This is a genomic window from Candidatus Thiodubiliella endoseptemdiera (assembly GCF_964212635.1).
GTDB classification, from domain to species: Bacteria; Pseudomonadota; Gammaproteobacteria; order PS1; family Pseudothioglobaceae; genus Thiodubiliella; species Thiodubiliella endoseptemdiera.
Genome location: NZ_OZ156463.1, coordinates 1,046,481 through 1,067,942, shown reverse-complemented (window position 1 = coordinate 1,067,942; position 21,462 = coordinate 1,046,481). Strand labels below are relative to the sequence as shown.

Here is a 21,462-nt window from a genome sequence, read left to right as displayed (position 1 = left end):
GGGGCATAAATAATACACCCCCAAATCTATGTATAATAACCCAATTATAACAAAAATGAGCGCCCCCATGCCAGGACAAACAAAATACTTCATCAGCAACACCAACGGCTTCTTCGTCAACTGGTATTCCGATATCACCGGAGTTGAATCTCACGGACAAGCATTAAAAGTATCTGGCAATAGTGGAGACGATGCCGTCTATGTAGGACAAGGCACCAAAGTCGATGCAACAGGGCTTACTTCAACAGGTGGCAATGATTCAATTTATTTAACCGGCACTTTTAACAACTACGAACAAACACTAGATGGCAATACCTACACCTTCAAAAGAACGGTTACTATTAACGATACTGAATACCAAGAAGAAGTCTCCTTCACAGCCTCTAATGGCGACAAGGTTTATTTTGCAAATGGTTTTTTTAAGATTGATATAGCAGGCAATGATGGGCTATCAAATGCAGGCGTTTTTCAGAAAATTAAATCCACTGATATTGACTCCAGTTCAAGCACACCCACCGACCCTTTAACCAGTCAACCCGCCATTGACAAAGGTGGTGCTACTAAAGTATTTATTTCTGATAACAACGGTGAGCACATTACCCCTGGTGTCAAAGGCTCAGTATTTAAGATATCTGGCAATAGTGGCAATGACACAGTCTATGTTGCCCAAGGCACCAAAGTTGATGCAACAGGACTCACCTCAACAGGTGGTAACGATGTTGTTTATTTAACCGGCACTTTTAACAACTACGAACAAACACTAGATGGCATTACCTACACCTTCAAAAGAACTGTTAATATTAACAGTACTGATTACCAAGAAGAAGTCTCCTTCACAGCCTCTAATGGCGATAGGGTTTATTTTGCAAATGGTTTTGTTAAGATTGATATAACAGGCGATGATGGGCTATCAGAAGCAGGTGTTTTTAAGAGAATTATATCCACTGATATTGACGGTAGTGAGTCAACTCCAGGTTTAGAGATTGGTTTAAGTATTACTGATGATTTAGCAGAAACAAGCATCATTAACAAGGCAAAGGTAGGCACAGATATTACCTATACTTTTACTTTTAAAGATGATGTTACTGGTTTTGATAAAACTGATATTGAAGTGACAGGTGGAACAAAAGGTGCTTTCAGTGGCAGTGGTAGTGTTTATTCGTTAGTAGTCAGAGTGACAGATAACTCAACAACTGACTTATTTATTGGTGTGGCAAAAGATGCGGCAATTGGAGGAGGTGTTGGCACAGAATACGCTAGTAATAGTCATAAAGTTGATACCGTTGTACCCAGCAAACCCATAAGTTTAGATTTAGCCACAGAGGACGATTCAGGCACAAGTAATAGTGACAACCTAACTAATAAAACCTCAAACCTCACCATCACAGGCAGTGCAGAAGTCGGTGCTACTATAAGATTATACAATGGTACCAACACAACAGCCATAGGCTCTGAAATAGTAAAGGCTAATGGCACATTCTCTATTGATATCAGTTTAACCCAAAGCACAACCCCACACAGCATTACCGCAAGAGCAACAGATGTTGCGGGTAATGAAAGTTTGGTTTCTGATGCTTTGGCGATTACTGTGGATACTACTACTGCTACTCTCACCGCACAAGCAATGAGCGTTATCTTGGGTGAAGACTCTAACCTAGTAATTGACTTTAGTGAAAACATCAAAGCCGGCACAGGCAATATTGTCATTCATAAAGCCAGCGACAATACCATTGTAGAAACCATTGCTATTGACAATAGTAAAATTAGCATTGCTAACGATAAACTTACTATTAATCCTACTGCTGATTTAACTGAAGGCACTTATTACATCAAAATGGCATCTGGCGTAATCACCGATATGGCAGGCAATGCCTTTGCAGGTATCACTAATTTAGGTGCTGACACCACTTGGGCATTTGCAACCAAAGCACTTTTTACCACAATCGCTTGGATAGGTGCCGATGATAACTACATTAATGATAGTGAAAAAGACGCAACCGCACTCTCAGGCACAGTAGCGGGAGCAGGTACCTTATCTATTACTAAGATTGAGTTTTTTGAAGGTAGTAATACAGTAGGCACAGCAATAACTTCAGGATTACCAGCTGTTGCAGCTGACGGCACTTGGGCACTCGCACATTCTGCTATGCCATCTGAATTAGCCGATGGAAAAACCTACACGGCTGTAGTAACGCTTAGTGATGGCACCAATTCAACAACTATCACTAGCACAGCAGTAACTTATGACACCATTAACCCAACCCCAATCACGACCAATCCATGGACTTTAAGCGATACTCCAGCGGGACAATCTGCTTTTAAGACAGGCGATGTTATCAGCCTAACACTGACAATGAGCGAGACCTTGAAACTTAACAACACCACAGACTCTAAAGTGGTCATTGCAGGCAAAGACTTTGTTTTGGATAAAACTGCCTCTACAACTGCAGGTGATAAGAAACTGGTGTTTAAATATAGTGTTCAAGCTGGGGATAACATTGCCGCTACAGACTTTGATATTGACAATCCAACAAGCGATATTACGCTAAATAATATAACAGATGTCGCAGGTAATGCACCAGTATTTACCGCTGATAGAGTAGTGTTGACCAAGACTAAGCTTGAGTATATTGAAAAAACAGGTTCGGGCAATAATCCTTTTAATGGCATTGATGTGGGGCGTTTTTCCGCACCAGTCCTAGCCGATATTGACGGCGATGGCGACCTAGATTTGGTGGTGGGTGAGAATGATGGCACCCTTAAATACTATCAAAATACAGGCACTACTTCTAACCCTGCTTATGAAGTAAAAACTGGAGATAGCAATCCTTTTAATGGCATTGATGTGGGAAATGCTGCCTCACCAACCCTAGCCGATATTGACGGCGATGGCGACCTAGATTTGGTGGTGGGTGAGGATGATGGCACCCTTAAATACTATCAAAATACAGGCACTACTTCTAACCCTGCTTATGAAGTAAAAACTGGAGGTGGCAATCCTTTTAATGGCATTGATGTGGGAAATGCTGCCTCACCAATCCTAGTCGATATTGACGGCGATGGCGACCTAGATTTGGTGATGGGTGGGGTTTATGGCATCCTTGAATACTATCAAAATACAGGCACTACTTCTAACCCTGCTTATGAAGCAAAAACTGGAGGCAATAATCCTTTTAATGGCATTAATGTGGGAAATGTTGCCTCACCAACCCTAGCCGATATTGACGGCGATGGCGACCTAGATTTGGTGGTGGGTGAGAGTAATGGCACACTTAAATACTATCAAAATACAGGCACTACTTCTAACCCTGCTTATGGAGCAAAAACTGGAGATAGTAATCCTTTTAATGGCATTGATGTGGGGCATTCTTCCTCACCAACCCTAGCCGATATTGACGGCGATGGCGACCTAGATTTGGTGGTGGGTGAGGAGAATGGCAACCTTAAATATTACTACAATCAACAACCTTCTTCTGTAGATGGACAAGCCCCAACTCTAACAACACAAGCTTCGGCCGAATTGGGTGAAACCTCAGACCTGATACTTGATTTTAATGAAGACATTCAAGCAGGTAGTACAGGTAGTATTGTTATTAAAGGTAGTGATGATGGAGTAATAGCAACCATTAATATTACTGAGACAACTAAATTCAGCATTGCTGGCGATAAACTCACCATTGATGTGTCAGCATTAGGTTTAACTGATAATAAATTAACCCAAGGCAGTAGTTACTATATCACCATGGATGCAGGCACAGTAACTGACATAGCGGGTAACGATGCCGCTGCCATTACTAAAGATACTAACCAATGGGCATTTGAAATCATCGTCCTTACTACCGACATTGTTTGGGCAGGTGCCGATGATAATTACATTAATAATAACGAGAAAGATGCAACCACACTCTCAGGCAAAGTAACTGGAATAGGTACTTTAACGATTACCAAAATTGAGTTTTTTGAAGGTAGTAATACAGTAGGCACAGCAATAACTTCAGGATTACCAGCTGTTGCAGCTGACGGCACTTGGGCACTCGCACATTCTGCTATGCCATCTGAATTAGCCGATGGAAAAACCTACACGGCTGTAGTAACGCTTAGTGATGGCACCAATTCAGCAATTAGCACTAGCACAGCAGTAACTTATGACATCATTAACCCAACCCCAATCACGACCAATCCATGGACTTTAAGCGATATTCCAGCGGGACAATCTGCTTTTAAGACAGGCGATGTTATCAGCCTAACACTGACAATGAGTGAGACCTTGAAACTTAATAACACCACAGGCTCTAAAGTGGTCATTGCAGGCAAAGACTTTGTTTTGGATAAAACCGCCTCTACAACTGCAGGTGATAAGAAACTGGTGTTTAAATATAGTGTTCAAGCTGGAGATAGCATTGCCGCTACAGACTTTGATATTGACAATCCAACAAGCGATATTACGCTAAATAATATAACAGATGTCGCAGGTAATGCACCAGTATTTACCGCTGATAGAGTAGTGTTGACTAAGCTTGAGTATATTGAAAAAACAGGTTTGGGCAATAATCCTTTTGAGGGTATTGATGTGGGGGATATTTCTGCACCAACCCTAGCCGATATTGACGGCGATGGCGACCTAGATTTGGTGGTGGGTGAGAGTGCTGGCACCCTTAAATACTATCAAAATACAGGCACTACTTCTAACCCTGCTTATGAAGCAAAAACTGGAGATGACAATCCTTTTAATAGCATTAATGTGGGGATTTATTCCGGACCAACCCTAGCCGATATTGACGGCGATGGCGACCTAGATTTGGTGGTGGGTGAGAGTGCTGGCACCCTTAAATACTATCAAAATACAGGCACTACTTCTAACCCTGCTTATGAAGTAAAAACTGGAGGTAGCAATCCTTTTAATAGCATTGATGTGGGGGATTATTCCAAACCAACCCTAGCCGATATTGACGGCGATGGCGACCTAGATTTGGTGGTGGGTGAGAGTAATGGCACCCTTAAATACTATCAAAATACAGGCACTACTTCTAGCCCTGCTTATGAAGCAAAAACTGGAGGCAATAATCCTTTTAATGGCATTGATGTGGGGGATTTTGCTACGCCAACCCTAGCCGATATTGACGGCGATGGCGACCTAGATTTGGTGGTGGGTGAGAATAATGGCACCCTTAAATACTATCAAAACACAGGCACTACTTCTAACCCTGCTTATGAAGCAAAAACTGGAGATGACAATCCTTTTAATGGCATTGATGTGGGGGATTATTCCAAACCAACCCTAGCCGATATTGATGGCGATGGCGACCTAGATTTGGTGACAGGTGAGAATAATGGCACCCTTAAATACTACTACAATCAACAACCTGCTTCTGTAGATGGACAAGCCCCAACTCCAACGGCTACTAACTCATGGACTCTAAGCAATATTCCAGCAGGACAATCTGCTTTTAAGACAGGCGATGTTATCAGCCTAACTTTGACAATGAGTGAGACCTTGAAACTTAATAAGACCACAGGCTCTAAAGTGGTCATTGCAGGCAAAGACTTTGTTTTGGATGAAACTGCCTCTACAACTGCAGGTGATAAGAAATTGGTGTTTAAATATAGCGTTCAAGCTGGAGATAGCATTGCCACTACAGACTTTGATATTGACAATCCAACAAGCGATGTTACGCTAAATAATATAACAGATGTCGCAGGTAATGCACCAGTATTTACCGCTGATAGAGTGGTGTTGACCAAGACTAAGCTTGAGTATATTGAAAAAACAGGTTTGGGCAATAATCCTTTTGAGGGTATTGATGTGGGGAATTATTCCGCACCAACCTTGGCTGATATTGACGGCGATGGCGACCTGGATTTGGTGGTGGGTGAAGCTAATGGCGCTCTTAAATACTATCAAAATACAGGTACTACTTCTAACCCTGCTTATGAAGCAAAAACTGGAGATAGCAATCCTTTTAATAGCATTGATGTGGGGAAATTTTCCGCACCAACCCTAGCCGATATTGACGGTGATGGCGACCTGGATTTGGTAGTGGGTGAGGTTAATGGCGCCCTTAAATACTATCAAAATACAGGCACTACTTCTAACCCTGCTTATGAAGCAAAAACTGGAGGTGATAATCCTTTTGATGGCATTGATGTGGGATATTCTGCCAAACCAGCCCTAGCCGATATTGACGGCGATGGCGACCTAGATTTGGTGGTGGGTGAGGGTAATGGCACCCTTAAATACTATCAAAATACAGGCACTACTTCTAGCCCTGCTTATGAAGTAAAAACTGGAGATAGTAATCCTTTTAATGGCATTGGTGTGGGGTATTATCCCACACTAACCTTGGCTGATATTGATGGTGATGGCGACCTAGATTTGGTGGTGGGTGAGACTGATGGCACCCTTAAATATTATCAAAATACAGGCACTACTTCTAACCCTGCTTATGAAGTAAAAACTGGAGGTGATAATCCTTTTGATGGCATTGATGTGGGGCTTAATTCCGCACCAGTCCTAGCTGATATTGATGGTGATGGCGACCTAGATTTGGTGACAGGTGAGAATAATGGCACCCTTAAATACTACTACAATCAACAACCTTCTTCTGTAGATGGACAAGTTCCAACCTTTACAGAAAAAACCAGCGATACCAATGTCTTAGGCGAGCCTTCAAATCTAGTAATTGAGTTTTCTGAAAACATCAAAACAAATGGTGGCATTGTTGAAATCTGGAATAGCGCAGAAAAAGTTGCAACTATTAGCATTACTAATGCTAATATTAGCGACACAACACTCACTCTTAACCCAAGTAGTTTAACTTCAGGTGTTTATTACATCAAAATGGCATCAGGCGTTATAACTGACACCTCGGGTAATGACTTTGCAGGTATTGATAATACCTCAGGTAAAACTTGGGCATTTGCATATAATTTTTATATCGGCACCGATAACGCCGATACTATAACGGGTAGTGCAGGTGACGATACTATAAATGGTGGTGCAGGCAACGACACTATAAATGGCGGTGCAGGCAGTGATATTTTTGTTTATGCAAGTACAGATAATGGCGAAGACACCATAACTGGCTTCATATTTGGTGCTGGTGGCGATAAATTAGATTTAAAAGATTTTATTACTGCTAGTGGTAACCAAGCGACACTTTTTGCTAATATTGATAAATATATTACAGTGTCAGATACTGGCACTGCAGGTAGTGCCAAACTAACGATTGATGCTGATGGCACGGTTACAGATGATGTTGCTGATTTGGTTATCAATCTACAAGGGGTTTCTGGTATTGGTGGCTCCCCTACTCCTGACACAGTTGCATTAGGGCACTTTATAACTGATAATCTTATTCTTGTATAAAGAGACCTTTGCATAAATATGAATAATCATCAAAACGCCATCTTTCATCAAATTACAAACTTTTTAAAAACACCCTTAGCCCTGCTAGGAGTGGATTTAAAAAATTTCCAATTTAATAAAATCTGTCATTTTGCTAATCATCCCTATTTATGCAAAGGTCTCATAAAGTAAGACACCTATAAAAACAAAAACCCGCCTTATTAAAGCGGGTTTTTTTTATGGAAAAATATCAACCAAAAACTTAGAGGAATAAGTAAATATGTATAATAATAATCAGTTATAACAGCCAAAGGACAACCCCATGCCAGGACAAACAAAATACTTCATCAGCAACACCAACGGCTTCTTTGTCAACTGATATTACTACTTTATCTGACTTTACAGCGTCTAATTTGATTTTGTCATAATCTTGTAAATCAAAGTTATTTAAAATACCGACTTTTTAGTCGGTATTTTTTTTTGCTTGTTGAAAACCTGCCCCATTTTCCCATTTTATTTTTAAATAAAGTTAATGGGAACAGGCTCTTGGTATCTTTAAAGCCTATTTTTATTATAGTGGCTGCTCTAATTTTGTGTTTTATGCTGTTTTTAATGTCTAAGTTACGCCCTATCTTTAGGATTAACCTCAATATTGCTAATCATAAACAAGATTCATTTCTATTTGACTAAGTATCTTTGACCATAGGGTTAAAAGTCAGTATTTTTTAATATTTTTGCTTTGAGACTTTGAATAATAGGTTTTATCTATTTTTTTTGACATAATGAGACCTTTGCATAAATATGAATAATCATCAAAACGCCATCTTTCATCAAATTACAAACTTTTTAAAAACACCCTTAGCCCTGCTAGGAGTGGATTTAAAAAATTTCCAATTTAATAAAATCTGTCATTTTGCTAATCATCCCTATTTATGCAAAGGTCTCATAATTATAAAATTTATTTAACAACAATATTAACCAATTTATTTGGCACAATAATCACTTTGACAATATCCTTGCCTTCGGTGAATTTAGTAATATTTTCATGAGTTAAAGCTTGGGTTTCAATGGCTGTTTTGTCTAAGGTAGCATCAAGCATGAGTTTGGCGCGGAGTTTGCCGTTGACTTGAACGATGATTTGTATTTCATCTTGAACGAGAGCAGATTCATCAGTGATTGGCCAAGGTTCATTGATGATGGCTTTTGTGTTGCCTAATTCTTGCCATAAGTAATGGCAGATATGTGGGGCGATTGGGCTTAGGGTTTTAAGCAAGATGGTAAGGGATTCCTGACGCACTGCCATTGAAACTGTGTCGGTATCGGTGAATTTTAATAGGCTGTTGCTAAGTTCCATTAATGCGGCGATAACAGTGTTAAAAAGATGTCTTCTATCCATATCGTCGGTGATTTTTTTGAGCGTTTGGTGGGTTTTATGGCGCATTTCTTGCTGGGCTTTGTTTAGCGTGCTTAGCGTGCCGATTGGGTTGTTTTTTTGGTCTTTTAAAAAACTATCAATAAGGCGATAAACTTTATTGATAAAGCGATGTGCCCCTTCTAAGCCAGAGTCGCTCCATTCCAAATCTTGAGTTGGCGGTGCTGCAAATAGAATGAATAAACGCACAGTGTCGGCGCCGTATTTTTGAATCATTTCTTGTGGGTCAACGGTATTGCCTTTGGATTTGCTCATTTTAGCACCGTCTTTTAAAACCATTCCTTGTGTGAGTAAGTTTTTAAAAGGCTCGTCGTTGTTAGTGAGTCCTTCGTCGCGTAAGAGTTTGTTGAAAAATCGGGCATATAATAAGTGCAAAATAGCGTGTTCGATACCGCCAATGTACTGGTCCACACCGCCGTTATCCAGCCAATAATTAGACCGTTCATCGAGCATTGCATTGCTATTGTCTTTACAGGTGTAGCGGGCGAAATACCATGAAGATTCAAAGAAAGTATCAAAGGTATCGGTTTCTCGTTCTGCCGCTGTGCCACAGTTTGGGCAAGGGGTTTGGTAAAATTCAGGCATTTTTTTGATGGGGGAACCGATGCCATCAAAAGCAACTTCCACTGGCAGAATAACAGGCAAATTAGATGCTGGCACGGCAACCGATCCGCAACTTGGGCAGTTGATAATGGGAATGGGGCAGCCCCAATAGCGTTGGCGTGAAACTCCCCAGTCACGCAGGCGATAATTGGTTTTTTTACTGCCCAAATTGTTGTCCTCAAGTTGTTTGGCAATGGCATTAAAGGCGTGGTTAAAATCCAGACCATCAAACTGCCCAGAATTAAACAAAATGCCTTTATTGGTAATGGCTGATTCTTTAATATCACGCTCTTTATCAATCACTTGCCGCATAGCAATATTGTATTTTTTGGCAAATTCATAATCCCGTTCATCGTGTGCTGGCACGCTCATCACTGCCCCTGTGCCATAGCCCATTAGCACGAAGTTGGCAATCCAAATAGAGACTTCTTCACCTGTGATTGGGTGGGTGCATTTCAACCCTGAATCAATGCCTTTTTTGTCCATGGTTTCCATGGCGGCTTCGGTGGTTTCCATGGCTTTGCATTCGTCAATAAAGGTTTGCACTGCTGGGTTGGTTTTTCCTGCTGCAAGTGCAAGGGGATGTTCAGCGGCAATCGCTAAGTAGGTAACGCCCATTAGCGTGTCTGGACGAGTGGTATAAACGGTGAGTGCATCGGTATTTTTTCTGGGAAAGGTAATTTCCAAGCCGACAGATTTGCCAATCCAGTTTTTTTGCATTGTTTTAACCGCATCAGGCCAGCCTTTTAAATCGTCTAATGAAGTGAGTAGTTCATCTGCATAATCGGTGATACGCATAAACCATTGTGAAATTTCTTTTTTCTCAATCAACGCATCAGAACGCCAGCCACGACCATCAATGACTTGCTCATTGGCAAGCACAGTTTGATCTACAGGGTCCCAATTGACGATGGCATTTTTCTTGTAAACCAAGCCTTTTTCAAATAATTTAACGAACAGCCACTGTTCCCAGCGGTAATATTCTGGGTGACAAGTTGCCAATTCGCGCGACCAATCGTAGCCAAAACCTAATTCAGAAAGTTGTTGTCTCATATAGTCGATATTTTCGCCAGTCCATTTTGCAGGCGGCACTTTATTTTTAATGGCAGCATTTTCAGCGGGCAAGCCGAAAGCATCCCAGCCAATCGGTTGTAGGACATTTTTACCTTGCATTTTTTGATAACGGGAAATTACATCGCCAATGCTGTAATTACGCACATGCCCCATATGTAGGCGACCGGATGGGTATGGAAACATACTGAGGCAGTAAAATTTTTCCTTAGAATCATCTTCAACCACTTCAAATGATTTGTTTTCTTGCCAATATTTTTGTGCTTGGGCTTCAATTTCTTGTGCTTTGTATTCTGTGTTCATAGGTTTTATTTATTTTGTGCTGGTATCACATTGTGAAACAGCGGTGTTAAGTTCCAGCGTGCCGACGAGTTCATCGATGCTGTTGAGATGGTTGTCAATTAAGTATTGACTGATACCGTCATTGATTTTTGGACAGACTAACGGGTCGTAAAATAACGCAGTACCCACACCAACGGTGGCTGCACCTGCAATAATGAACTCAATTGCATCATTGGCAGTCATAATACCCCCTTGTCCAATGATTGGCACATTATGGTGCTTGCTCACTTGATAGACTTGATGGACTTTTAATAGGGCAATGGGTTTAATCGCAGGCCCTGACAAGCCCCCTTGATTGTTGCCGATGATTGGTTTACGAGTGACAGTGTTAATGCCCATACCCATCAGTGTGTTGATTACCGCTAAACCATCAGTACCTGCATCAATACAGTGTTGCGCACTATTGCCGATGTCAGTTTGATTTGGGGATAATTTGGTGATAATGGGCTTACTGGTGTTTTTTCTACACAGCTCTACCACACGATAGGACATATCAGGGTCATTGCCAAATGCGACGCCCCCTTCTTTGACATTCGGGCAAGAAATGTTGATTTCTATGGCATCAATATCGGTGTTATCAAAGCGTTTGGCAATTTCGCCATATTCTTCCACTGATGAGCCTGAGATGTTGATGATAAAACGGGTTTCAGTTTTGTCTAAATTCGGCATAATTTCGTTAATCACCGCGTCGGCACCCGGATTTTGCAAGCCAATAGCATTAATCATTCCTTCGGGTGTTTCACAAATTCGGTGTGGAATATTGCCAAATCGAGGCTCTAAAGTTGTGCCTTTTAGGCAAATCGCACCAACATCGGTATTAGAAAATCCATTAATTCGGGTGTATTCTTCACCAAAGCCGACACAGCCTGACAGTAGAACGATGGGCGAATCTAATGACATGCCACAGAATTTGATTTTTAAGTTATTATGCATAGTTGCTATTATACATTTTTGTTAAAATCATTTGCTATGAAAGGTTTATTTATAAGTGGTTCAGGCACCGATGTCGGCAAGACATTTGTTACTATCCATCTCATTCACGCATTAAATGAAAAATACACTATCGTCGCTAGAAAGCCGATGGAAAGCGACTGTATAAAAGACGATAATAGCTTAGTGCCAAAAGATGCAGTACTATTAAATGAGGCTTGCAGAAATCCAGAACCGATTGATGTTGTCTGTCAATTCAAGTTTGAAGCTTGTATGAGTGGTGAGAAAGCCAGCATCGAGCAAGGGGTTAAAGTAAATTTATCAGATTTAGTGCAGGCAGTGCAGCCAAGCAATGGCAATGATTTTGTTATGATTGAAGGAGCAGGTGGATTTTATTCCCCTATTGCACAGCAAACCTTAAATAGTGACTTTGCGTCAGCACTTGGATTGCCGATTGTGATTGTAGTGAAAGACGAATTAGGAGCAATCAATCAAGCATTATTGAGTATTAAAGCAGTTAAAAAACATAAATTGGATATTTCTATGTTGATACTAAATCAAATAACTCCCAATAGTTTGGACAATGCCAAGGCATTAAGTGCTTATACAGAGGTTGAGGTGGTGGTTTTTAATAAAGATAGATTGAACGACTTTAACGCCAAAGTAATGGCATTAATCTAATATCTTTAAGGCAGGTTCTTTTCCTGGTAGTTGATTTTCATTTTCAAAAAACATACCTTCGCCATTTTCCCCCGCATAAATCGTCAATACCGCATTGGCAGGGACGAATATATCGTGGGATTTACCTTCAAAACGCGCTTTAAATGAGATAGATTCGTTACTAATAACCAAAGCACTGGTCGCATTATTGGCAATATTGAGTACAATTTTCCCTTGCTGCACAAACATCTCAGGCACACTAACTCCTGACTTTGAGCAATCAACCAAGATATGGGGTGTAAGTCCAGAGTCTTCCATCCATTGATGGTAGGCTCTAATCAGATAAGGCGCTACGAGAGGCACAGGCGATTTTAGTTAAATTCTTTTTCGCAGTTAGTCAGACTTTCTTTAAAACTGTCTCTTGCAAATAAACGATTTGCATACCCAGTAACAGCTTTACCGGGCGTACCCAAGTCGATATCCAACTTTTTCAAACGCCATAGCAACACCGCTAAACAAGCATCAACAATAGTCATATCATCACTTTTGAAGAAAGGCTTGTATTCAAATAAAGGCACCAATTCAATCAGATTACTTTTCAGTACTTTTCTCGCTTCATTGGCTTCTTTTTTACTACCAGTTTCAATAATGTTAACCTGCTCAAACCAACTATCAACTGACCTTGTGAACCTAAAAATTAATAAGCGTTTTTCAGATTTTTCAATAGGGTCAACTGGTAATAATGGAGGAAACGGAAAGCGTTCGTCTAAATATTCCATAATTACAGAAAGGTCGTATAAGACGATACCGCGATCAAACAAAGTCGGTATCACTTGACCAGGACTACGCTCTAAAATCTCTTCAGGCATTTTATGAATATCTAGGCTAACCACTTCTCTTTCAATATTTTTTTCAGCCATAATGAAACGCACCACATGCGATTGCATATCATCGTCAGATGAGTAAAGGATGGTTGAAGATGGGTTTGGTCTATTTATCATGGTATTTTGCCCTTAGAAAATAAAAAATAGCACCTTTTTTAGGTGCTGTTTTAATTGTATTAGAAGATGAGATTAATTAGTCCTTAGCTCGCCATTTTCCATATTTAACATCTTTCCAATATTCTTTTTTCAGTAAATAAGAAAGAAGCAATAAGATGAATAAGAAACCTAATACTTTGTAGCCTAAATCAACGCGCACCAATTTAGCGGGTTCGCCAACATAGTCTAAAAAGTTGGTAATGTCTCTCACATCACTATCAAACTTTTCTGTTGATTGATTCTTTTTAAGTTTCCATAAAATATCAGGCATAGCCGCATTGGTTAAAATATGGTTATTAACGCCAAATGGACGAGATTTGTCTTTATAAAAACTGTGTAAGTAAGTATAAATCCAGTCTGTGCCTCTAGAGCGAGCCACCAAAGACAAGTCTGGTGGCGTTGTGCCAAACCAAGTTTTTGCCCCTTTTTCTGACATTGAGGCAATTACTTGGTCGCCAATTTTATTACCACTGAACATTAAGTTTTTTTCAACATATTCATTGGTCAAATTTAAGTCTTTGCCAATACGGTTATACCGCATAAATGAAATTGAGTGACAACCGGAACAATAATTCATAAATAATTGTGCACCATTTTGTAGTGATTTTTCATCATTGATATTAGTATTTGCATGGTCTAATTTTGTACCACTAGAAGCCAATACACTAAACGAAATTGTTAAACTTGCGATAACAGATGCTGTCATTGTTAATAATTTTTTCATCTTATTTCCCCGTTACTCTTTCAGGCACTTCTTTGGTTTTCCCAATTGAAGTAAACCATGGCATTAAAATAAAGAAGCCAAAGTAAAGCACAGTGAAAACTCGTGCTAACAAGGCGTTTGTTGGTGTTACTGGTTGCATACCAAGGTAACCAAGGTAAACAAAACTAATCACAAAAATACCCAACGCATACTTATAAGGTGCCGAACGGTATCTAATTGATTTCACTTTAGAGCGGTCTAACCACGGCAGTGCCAATAGAATTAATAAGGCTGCAAACATACCTACAACCCCTGGGAATTGTGAACTAAACATCGGCGGAATTGCTCTTAATACTGAATAAAAAGGCGTTAAATACCAAAGTGGTGCAATATGGTCAGGTGTTTTTAATGGGTTTGCTTCAATAAAGTTTGCGTGCTCTAAGAAGTAGCCGTTCATTGCAGGTGCAAAGAATACTACCGCTGAGAAAATCATCAAAAATACCACCACACCAACAATGTCTTTCACGCTGTAATAAGGATGGAATGGAATGCCATCTTTTGGAATGCCATCTTTATCTTTATTCTTTTTAATCTCAACACCATCTGGGTTGTTTGAACCTACTGTGTGTAATGCTACGATGTGCAAGAATACTAGTATGACTAAAATAAGTGGCAATGCAATAACATGCAATGAGAAGAAACGATTCAGCGCTGGGTCACCCACAGCATAATCACCTAAAATCCACACTAATAAGTCAGGACCAATAACTGGAACTGAACCAAATAACGAGATAATAACCTGTGCACCCCAATATGACATTTGACCCCATGGCAGCACATAACCCATAAATGCTTCAGCCATTAGGGCAATGTAAAGAATCATACCAAGAATCCAAATCAACTCCCGTGGCGACTTGTAGGAACCATAAAGCAGGCCACGATACATGTGCAAGTAAATCACAATAAAGAATGCCGAAGCACCTGTTGAATGCAAATAGCGAATCAACCAACCCCAATTTACATCCCGCATAATGTATTCAACCGATGCAAATGCACTTGCTGAATCGGGTTTAAAGTGCATAGTTAAGAAAATGCCCGTTACGATTTGCATCACTAAGACCAGCATCGCTAATGAGCCGAAGAAATACCAAAAGTTAAAGTTTCTTGGCGTGTAATATTCCGCTAAATGCTCATTCCAAACCTTGGTGAGTGGGAATCTTTGGTCAATCCAGTTTTTATTATTATCCATAATGCTAGGTTAGTTTGTTAGATTTAAAAATAGGTGTTACTTCGTGCTCTGCTGGGCTAACGCCGATTTGAATGAGTGATTCTGATACAAAATGATAAGGCGGAATAACCAGATTAGTGGGTGCTGGAACACCTGCGTAAACACGGCCTGCCAAGTCAAACTTTGAGCCATGACATGGGCAGTAAAAACCCCCTTTCCAGGTATCGCCACCGAGATCAGCTGCACCAAGTTCTGGGCGGTAAGTTGGAGAACAGCCAAGATGTGTGCAAACGCCAACAATTACCGCAATATCAGGATTAATTGAGCGGTAAAGGTTTTTAGCGTATTCTGGTTGTTGGGAGGTTTCCGTGCTGTTTGGGTCGGTTAAGATACTGTCTAGGGTTCTTAAATTTTTAATAGTGGTCTTGTCGCGTTTAAAAATCCAAACAGGTTTTTTACGCCATAATACACGAACCAGTTGCCCTTCTTCGAGTTTGCTAATATCAACTTCAACAGGTGCGCCAGCAGCTTTCGCTCTAGCAGATGGATTCCAAGTTGATAAGAATGGCCAAGCCACGAAAGTTACACCTACTGCACCCACTACGCTTGTAGCTTGGGTTAGAAAGCGTCTTTTCTTAAGATCTATTGTTTGCTCTGACATAAGATTATTATTCCTTTGTAAATATTGTTGAATATAAAAACCCGATAATTATAATGTATATCAGTGTTGAATAATGTAAGTTTTGTTATTATTTTAAGTTGAGACCTTTGCATAAATAGGGATGATTAGCAAAATGACAGATTTTATTAAATTGGAAATTTTTTAAATCCACTCCTAGCAGGGCTAAGAGTGTTTTTAAAAAGTTTGTAATTTGATGAAAGATGGCGTTTTGATGATTATTCATATTTATGCAAAGGTCTCAAGTTAACCTTAACCACTACCTTTTTAATTTGTGCAAGCGACTCTATTTTTCTGAGTATGTTGAGCAACATATCAGGTTGTTTTTGCGCACGAAAAACTAACGCTTGATTATTGGTAACAAAAGTCGCAGTATCCTTGTTTAACGCACACAAAGATAATGATTGAAAAGATTCTGGTAAATGTTTTACCAATTGTTCGTTTAATTCATTTAATACTCTGGCGTGTGTAAACATTTGTCCTAACGCCCCTTTTGGAGTGAAATCGGCTAAATTTGTGATTTTTTTAGACATTAATTGACAAAAGGGCTATATAAATAATATGTATCATAACATCTGTGAGTAAAATAGAAGCATTTTTAAAAAGCATATATTTAATATAAAAAGTAATGAACATTATAAATAAAATCGCAGCCAAGATTGTCGGATCTCGCAATGATAGACTAGTAAAGAAACTCTCTAAGGTAATTGAGAGTATCAATGAATTTGAACCTACATTACAAGCGTTGGGCGATAGTGCACTCAGTGCCAAAACTCAAGAATTTAAACAAAAACTGGAGAATAAAACCCCCTTAGACGACTTATTACCGGAAGCATTTGCCGTGGTGCGTGAAGCCAGTGTTAGAGTATTAGAACTCAGACATCACGATGTGCAAATGATTGGTGGCATGGTATTGCACAACGGTAACATTGCAGAAATGGGCACAGGTGAGGGTAAAACTTTGGTGGCAACGCTACCTGCCTACTTAAACGCACTGACAACTAACGGCGTTCATGTAGTAACGGTAAATGATTATTTGGCACGACGAGACGCTGAGTGGATGGGTAAAGTGTTCGAATTTTTAGGGCTAAGCGTGGGCATTATTACTTCAGATATGCCGATAGAAAATAAAAAAGAAGCTTACGATTGCGACATTGTCTATGCCACTAATAACGAACTGGGTTTTGATTATTTAAGAGACAATATGGCGTTCACCACCGAACAAAAAGTGCAAAACCGACTTAATTTTGCCATTATTGATGAAGTGGATTCGATTCTAATTGATGAGGCTAGAACCCCCCTCATTATCTCTGGCCCTGCAGACGATTATGCCGAGATTTACCACGCAATTAATCAGATGATTCCAAATTTCAGTAAGCAAATAGAGACAGGTGAAGGCAAGGAAGTGGTGGTTGAAAAAGCTGGTGATTACACTGTTGATGAGAAAAATAAGCAAGTATTCCTAACCGATGATGGGCACACAAAAGCAGAAGATTTACTCATTCAATACGGTGCTTTACCAACAGGAGCAAGCCTATACGATGCCAGCAATATTTTATTAATGCAACACATTAACTCAGCATTACGCGCCCATGTGCTATTCCGCAAGGATGACCATTATATTGTTGATAATGATGAAATCGTCATTGTCGATGAGTTTACTGGTAGAAGTATGCCAGGAAGGCGTTGGTCAGAAGGTTTGCATCAAGCAATTGAAGCCAAAGAAGGTGTCAGCATTAAGAAAGAAAACCAGACACTGGCATCCATTACTTTCCAAAACTATTTTAGACTTTACAACAAACTTTCAGGGATGACAGGCACCGCAGATACTGAGGCTGTTGAATTCCAAGCGATTTACAATTTAGAAACGGTGGTAGTGCCACCTAATAAACCATCGGCACGAAACGATATGTCCGACCAAATTTATCTAACTTTGGCAGAAAAACTAGAGGCTATCGCCAAAGATGTAGAAGCTTGCCAAAAGACAGGACAGCCCGTTTTGGTCGGCACTAGCAGCATTGAAAACTCTGAATCAATTTCAGCGTTGTTGACCAATAAAAATATCAAACATGAAGTTTTAAACGCCAAACAACACGAACGAGAAGCGCAAATTATTGCCAATGCAGGTGCAGTCGGCGCAGTTACTATCGCAACAAATATGGCGGGACGAGGCACAGATATTGTTCTTGGTGGCAAGCTAGAAGAAGAACCAACTGAAGAGAAAAAAGCCGATTGGCAAGTCCAACATGACGCCGTTATTAAAGCAGGTGGTTTACATATCGTCGGCACCGAACGCAACGAATCGCGTCGTGTAGATAACCAATTGCGAGGTCGCTCAGGTCGTCAAGGTGATGTTGGTTCCACCCGTTTTTACCTATCTTTAGAAGACAATTTAATGCGTATTTTTGCCAGTGAAAAAATGGCGTCAATGATGCAACGCCTAGGCATGGAAAAAGGCGAAGCAATTGAACACAAAATGGTTAATCGTGCCATTGAGAACGCTCAGAAAAAAGTCGAAGGTATGAACTATGATGCGCGTAAAAACCTACTGGAATACGACGATGTATCAAACGACCAGCGTAAAATTATTTACGGTTTGCGTGATGAATTAATGAGCACCAACAATGTGAAAGATAGATTTATCACGATGCGCTCAATTGTTATCAGCAATTTATTTGATAGTTATATTTCCACTGCACAAATTGAAGAAGACTGGGATGTAGAAGGCTTGCACCACGCCCTAAGTTCAGATTATGCCGCAGATTTCCCATTGCAAGAATGGCTGAAAGAAGGTATTGATGTGGATGAATTAGAAACAAGGATTGAACAAGGATTGGCATACATTTACGACCGCAAAGAAGAAGTTGTCGGTGCCGAACAAATGCGCAGTTTTGAAAAAGCAGTGATGTTACAAACCCTAGATCATTTTTGGAAAGAACATCTTGCGGCAATGGATTATTTGCGTCACAGTGTCAATTTGCGTGGCTATGCACAAAAAAATCCAACTCAAGAATATAAACGCGAATCTTTTGAAATGTTTGAAACCTTGTTAAATACCATTAATGTTAAAATTGTCAAAGCACTTTCCAGCACTGCTATCAACGAACAAACCAGTGCCGATGACATAGAACAGCAAGATAATCACGACGCACACACAGAACACGAAGAAATCGCAGTCGCAGGAATGGCACAACCACCCAGCCATATGGCTGGCGAAAATTCGCAAACTTATCAACGCAGCAGCAAAAAAGTAGGTCGTAATGACCCATGCCCTTGTGGCTCTGGTAAAAAATACAAAAACTGTCATGGCTAATTACTATATTGGCTTAATGTCCGGCACTAGTATGGACGGTGTTGATGGTGTTGTGCTTGATAAAGATTGCCGAAAAATTATCGCCTCACTTTGCGTGCCTTATCCCGATGAATTAAAAAAAAATTTATTAAAACTAACGCAAAACTTGGCCACTTCATTAAAAAATTTGGCTAATATTGATATTCAAGTGGCAGAAATATTTGCCAATACAGCGAACTTATTACTGCAACAATCAGGATTGAAAGCAGAAAACATTCAAGCAATCGGTTCACACGGACAAACTATTTATCACCAAGGCAGTAGATATTCTATGCAAATCGGACACGGTGCACTGATTGCCGAGCAAACAGGCATCACCACAGTTGCCGATTTTCGCATGCAAGACATTGCCGCCGCTGGACAAGGCGCACCACTCACGCCGTTTTATCATCAGTATTTATTAGACAGAAAAGACGGCGTAGTGGTTAATTTGGGTGGTATTGCCAATGTGACAATCGTTAAAAATGGTCAGGTTGTTGGCTTTGATACAGGCCCTGCAAACACTTTATTAGACAATTGGATTAAAAAGCATAGGAATTTAGATTATGACCGCGATGGACTATGGTCACGCACAGGTTTAGTCGATGAAACTTTATTAAAATCACTGCTTACCGATGATTATTTTCAACAGCCCCACCCCAAAAGCACAGGTCCAGAATATTTTAATTTAGCGTGGTTATCACACTATTTGAATGGCAATGAAACCCCAGAAGATGTGCAAAGAACACTGATAGAATTAACGGTAATATCTATTTCTGACAACATTCCCGCGGGTAGTGATGTATATCTATGTGGTGGTGGCGTGCATAATTTATTCTTATGCGAACGCCTGTCTTACCAAAATCCTAACAGTGAAATCTCAATGACTGACGATTTAGGCATCCACGCAGATTTCGTTGAAGCCGCTGCCTTTGCTTTTTTTGCCAAACAAACAATGAACGGCACACCATCAAATTTGCCATCGGTAACAGGTGCAAAATATAAAAGAATATTAGGGGCAGTTTATGCAATTTAAAATAATCCAACCCGACGATTGGCACCTCCATGTGCGTAATGGCAAGGCATTAAAATCCGTCATAAGCATGACCGCCAAACAAATGGGCAGAGCAATTATTATGCCCAACCTAAACCCACCTATAACTAATGCAAAGGATGCATGTGCATATCGAGAAGAAATTCTAACCGCCTTGCCAAATGACAGCACATTCAAGCCATTAATGGTTTTATACTTAACTAACAACACCACCCCCAAAGACATTCAAGAGGCAATTGATAATGATGTTATAGCAGCCAAGTTGTATCCTGCAGGGGCAACCACCAACTCTGACAGCGGCGTAACCAACATTAAAAACATTTACCACACCCTAGAAACCATGCAAACCCTCAATATGCCCCTTCTAATCCACGGCGAAGTTACCGACCCCAAAATCGACATCTTCGACCGAGAAGCCGTATTCATCGACCAAATCCTCACCCAAATCGTACACGACTTCCCCGAATTAAAGATTGTCTTTGAACACATCACCACCCAAAACGCCGTCGATTTTGTGCGTGAAAGTAGCAACAAAATCGCCGCCACCATCACCCCCCAACACCTCCTAAACAACCGCAACGATATGCTAGTAGGCGGCATCAAACCCCATTTCTACTGCCTCCCCATCCTCAAACGCGCCAAACACCAAACCGCCCTAATCACCGCCGCCACCAGCGCCAACCCCAAATTCTTCCTCGGCACCGACTCCGCCCCCCACGCCAAACACGACAAAGAATCCGCCTGCGGCTGTGCCGGCGTCTTTTCTGCGCCTCATGCGATTGAGTTATATGCACAAGCCTTCGACCAAGCACAAGCAATGGACAAACTAGAAGCCTTCGCCTCCAAATTCGGCGCCGATTTTTACGATTTGCCACGCAACACAACAACCCTCACTTTAGAAAAACACCCATGGACTGTACCTGATGAATATAAATTCGGCAACAGCGTAATCGTCCCCTTCATGGCCGGCAAAACTCTCAATTGGACAAGCAACACAACCCTCTCCCCCCCCTCCTAACCCCTTGACACCCCCAAAATATCCCA

16 protein-coding genes are annotated in these 21,462 nt (G+C 40.5%); 7 read left to right on the top strand and 9 right to left on the bottom strand.

Annotation, left to right across the window (positions count from 1 at the left end; genetic code table 11):
* The first annotated feature begins 67 nt into the window (after positions 1 to 67).
* From AB8525_RS05450 to AB8525_RS05440, 3 genes are all read left to right on the top strand, one after another.
* A complete protein-coding gene (locus AB8525_RS05450) occupies positions 68 to 7,366 on the top strand; it encodes an FG-GAP-like repeat-containing protein (protein ID WP_369176726.1) in 7,299 nt (2,432 codons plus the stop codon).
* An 18-nt stretch (positions 7,367 to 7,384) separates the two neighbouring features.
* The gene (locus AB8525_RS05445) at positions 7,385 to 7,537 is read left to right on the top strand and encodes a hypothetical protein (RefSeq protein WP_369149986.1); all 153 of its coding nucleotides are present in this window, start codon (positions 7,385 to 7,387) and stop codon (positions 7,535 to 7,537) included.
* A gap of 609 nt (positions 7,538 to 8,146) precedes the next feature.
* Positions 8,147 to 8,311 (top strand): hypothetical protein, encoded by a 165-nt coding sequence (locus AB8525_RS05440; RefSeq protein WP_369149985.1) that lies wholly within the window; start codon positions 8,147 to 8,149, stop codon positions 8,309 to 8,311.
* Here AB8525_RS05440 and leuS read toward each other — a convergent pair.
* Together leuS and AB8525_RS05430 are read right to left on the bottom strand one after the other, a co-directional pair.
* Positions 8,304 to 10,754, bottom strand: a complete 2,451-nt coding sequence (leuS, locus tag AB8525_RS05435) for a leucine--tRNA ligase (RefSeq protein ID WP_369176724.1) — start codon at positions 10,752 to 10,754, stop codon at positions 8,304 to 8,306. The genes AB8525_RS05440 and leuS overlap by 8 nt on opposite strands.
* Positions 10,755 to 10,763: 9 nt before the next feature.
* Positions 10,764 to 11,726, bottom strand: a complete 963-nt coding sequence (locus AB8525_RS05430) for a dihydroorotate dehydrogenase (protein ID WP_369176722.1) — start codon at positions 11,724 to 11,726, stop codon at positions 10,764 to 10,766.
* A gap of 36 nt (positions 11,727 to 11,762) precedes the next feature.
* Between AB8525_RS05430 and bioD the strand changes: the two genes are divergently transcribed.
* Positions 11,763 to 12,404 (top strand): dethiobiotin synthase, encoded by a 642-nt coding sequence (gene bioD / locus AB8525_RS05425; RefSeq protein ID WP_369176720.1) that lies wholly within the window; start codon positions 11,763 to 11,765, stop codon positions 12,402 to 12,404.
* Here the strand turns inward: bioD and AB8525_RS05420 are convergent.
* From AB8525_RS05420 to AB8525_RS05390, 7 genes are all read right to left on the bottom strand, one after another.
* On the bottom strand, positions 12,396 to 12,701 hold the full coding sequence (locus tag AB8525_RS05420) for a stringent starvation protein B (protein WP_369176718.1): 306 nt from the start codon (positions 12,699 to 12,701) through the stop codon (positions 12,396 to 12,398). The genes bioD and AB8525_RS05420 overlap by 9 nt on opposite strands.
* A gap of 53 nt (positions 12,702 to 12,754) precedes the next feature.
* A complete protein-coding gene (locus tag AB8525_RS05415; RefSeq protein ID WP_369176716.1) occupies positions 12,755 to 13,384 on the bottom strand; it encodes a glutathione S-transferase N-terminal domain-containing protein in 630 nt (209 codons plus the stop codon).
* 76 nt (positions 13,385 to 13,460) lie between these two features.
* Positions 13,461 to 14,147, bottom strand: a complete 687-nt coding sequence (locus tag AB8525_RS05410; protein ID WP_369149976.1) for a cytochrome c1 — start codon at positions 14,145 to 14,147, stop codon at positions 13,461 to 13,463.
* Position 14,148: 1 nt separating this feature from the next.
* Positions 14,149 to 15,375 (bottom strand): cytochrome bc complex cytochrome b subunit, encoded by a 1,227-nt coding sequence (locus AB8525_RS05405; protein WP_369149975.1) that lies wholly within the window; start codon positions 15,373 to 15,375, stop codon positions 14,149 to 14,151.
* A 4-nt stretch (positions 15,376 to 15,379) separates the two neighbouring features.
* Complete coding sequence (gene petA / locus AB8525_RS05400) at positions 15,380 to 16,015, bottom strand: ubiquinol-cytochrome c reductase iron-sulfur subunit (RefSeq protein ID WP_369149974.1); 636 nt, start codon at positions 16,013 to 16,015, stop codon at positions 15,380 to 15,382.
* A gap of 88 nt (positions 16,016 to 16,103) precedes the next feature.
* Positions 16,104 to 16,259 (bottom strand): hypothetical protein, encoded by a 156-nt coding sequence (locus tag AB8525_RS05395; RefSeq protein ID WP_369149973.1) that lies wholly within the window; start codon positions 16,257 to 16,259, stop codon positions 16,104 to 16,106.
* Complete coding sequence (locus AB8525_RS05390; RefSeq protein WP_369149972.1) at positions 16,252 to 16,566, bottom strand: hypothetical protein; 315 nt, start codon at positions 16,564 to 16,566, stop codon at positions 16,252 to 16,254. The genes AB8525_RS05395 and AB8525_RS05390 overlap by 8 nt, the downstream gene beginning before the upstream one ends.
* 95 nt (positions 16,567 to 16,661) lie before the next feature.
* Between AB8525_RS05390 and secA the strand changes: the two genes are divergently transcribed.
* The 3 genes from secA to pyrC are packed head-to-tail and all read left to right on the top strand — an operon-like array spanning position 16,662 to position 21,436.
* Positions 16,662 to 19,346, top strand: coding sequence for a preprotein translocase subunit SecA (gene secA, locus AB8525_RS05385; protein WP_369176715.1), 2,685 nt, complete (start codon positions 16,662 to 16,664; stop codon positions 19,344 to 19,346).
* Complete coding sequence (locus AB8525_RS05380) at positions 19,339 to 20,400, top strand: anhydro-N-acetylmuramic acid kinase (RefSeq protein ID WP_369149968.1); 1,062 nt, start codon at positions 19,339 to 19,341, stop codon at positions 20,398 to 20,400. Before secA ends, AB8525_RS05380 begins: the two co-directional genes overlap by 8 nt.
* Positions 20,390 to 21,436, top strand: a complete 1,047-nt coding sequence (pyrC, locus tag AB8525_RS05375; RefSeq protein WP_369176713.1) for a dihydroorotase — start codon at positions 20,390 to 20,392, stop codon at positions 21,434 to 21,436. Before AB8525_RS05380 ends, pyrC begins: the two co-directional genes overlap by 11 nt.
* Positions 21,437 to 21,462: the final 26 nt, after the last annotated feature.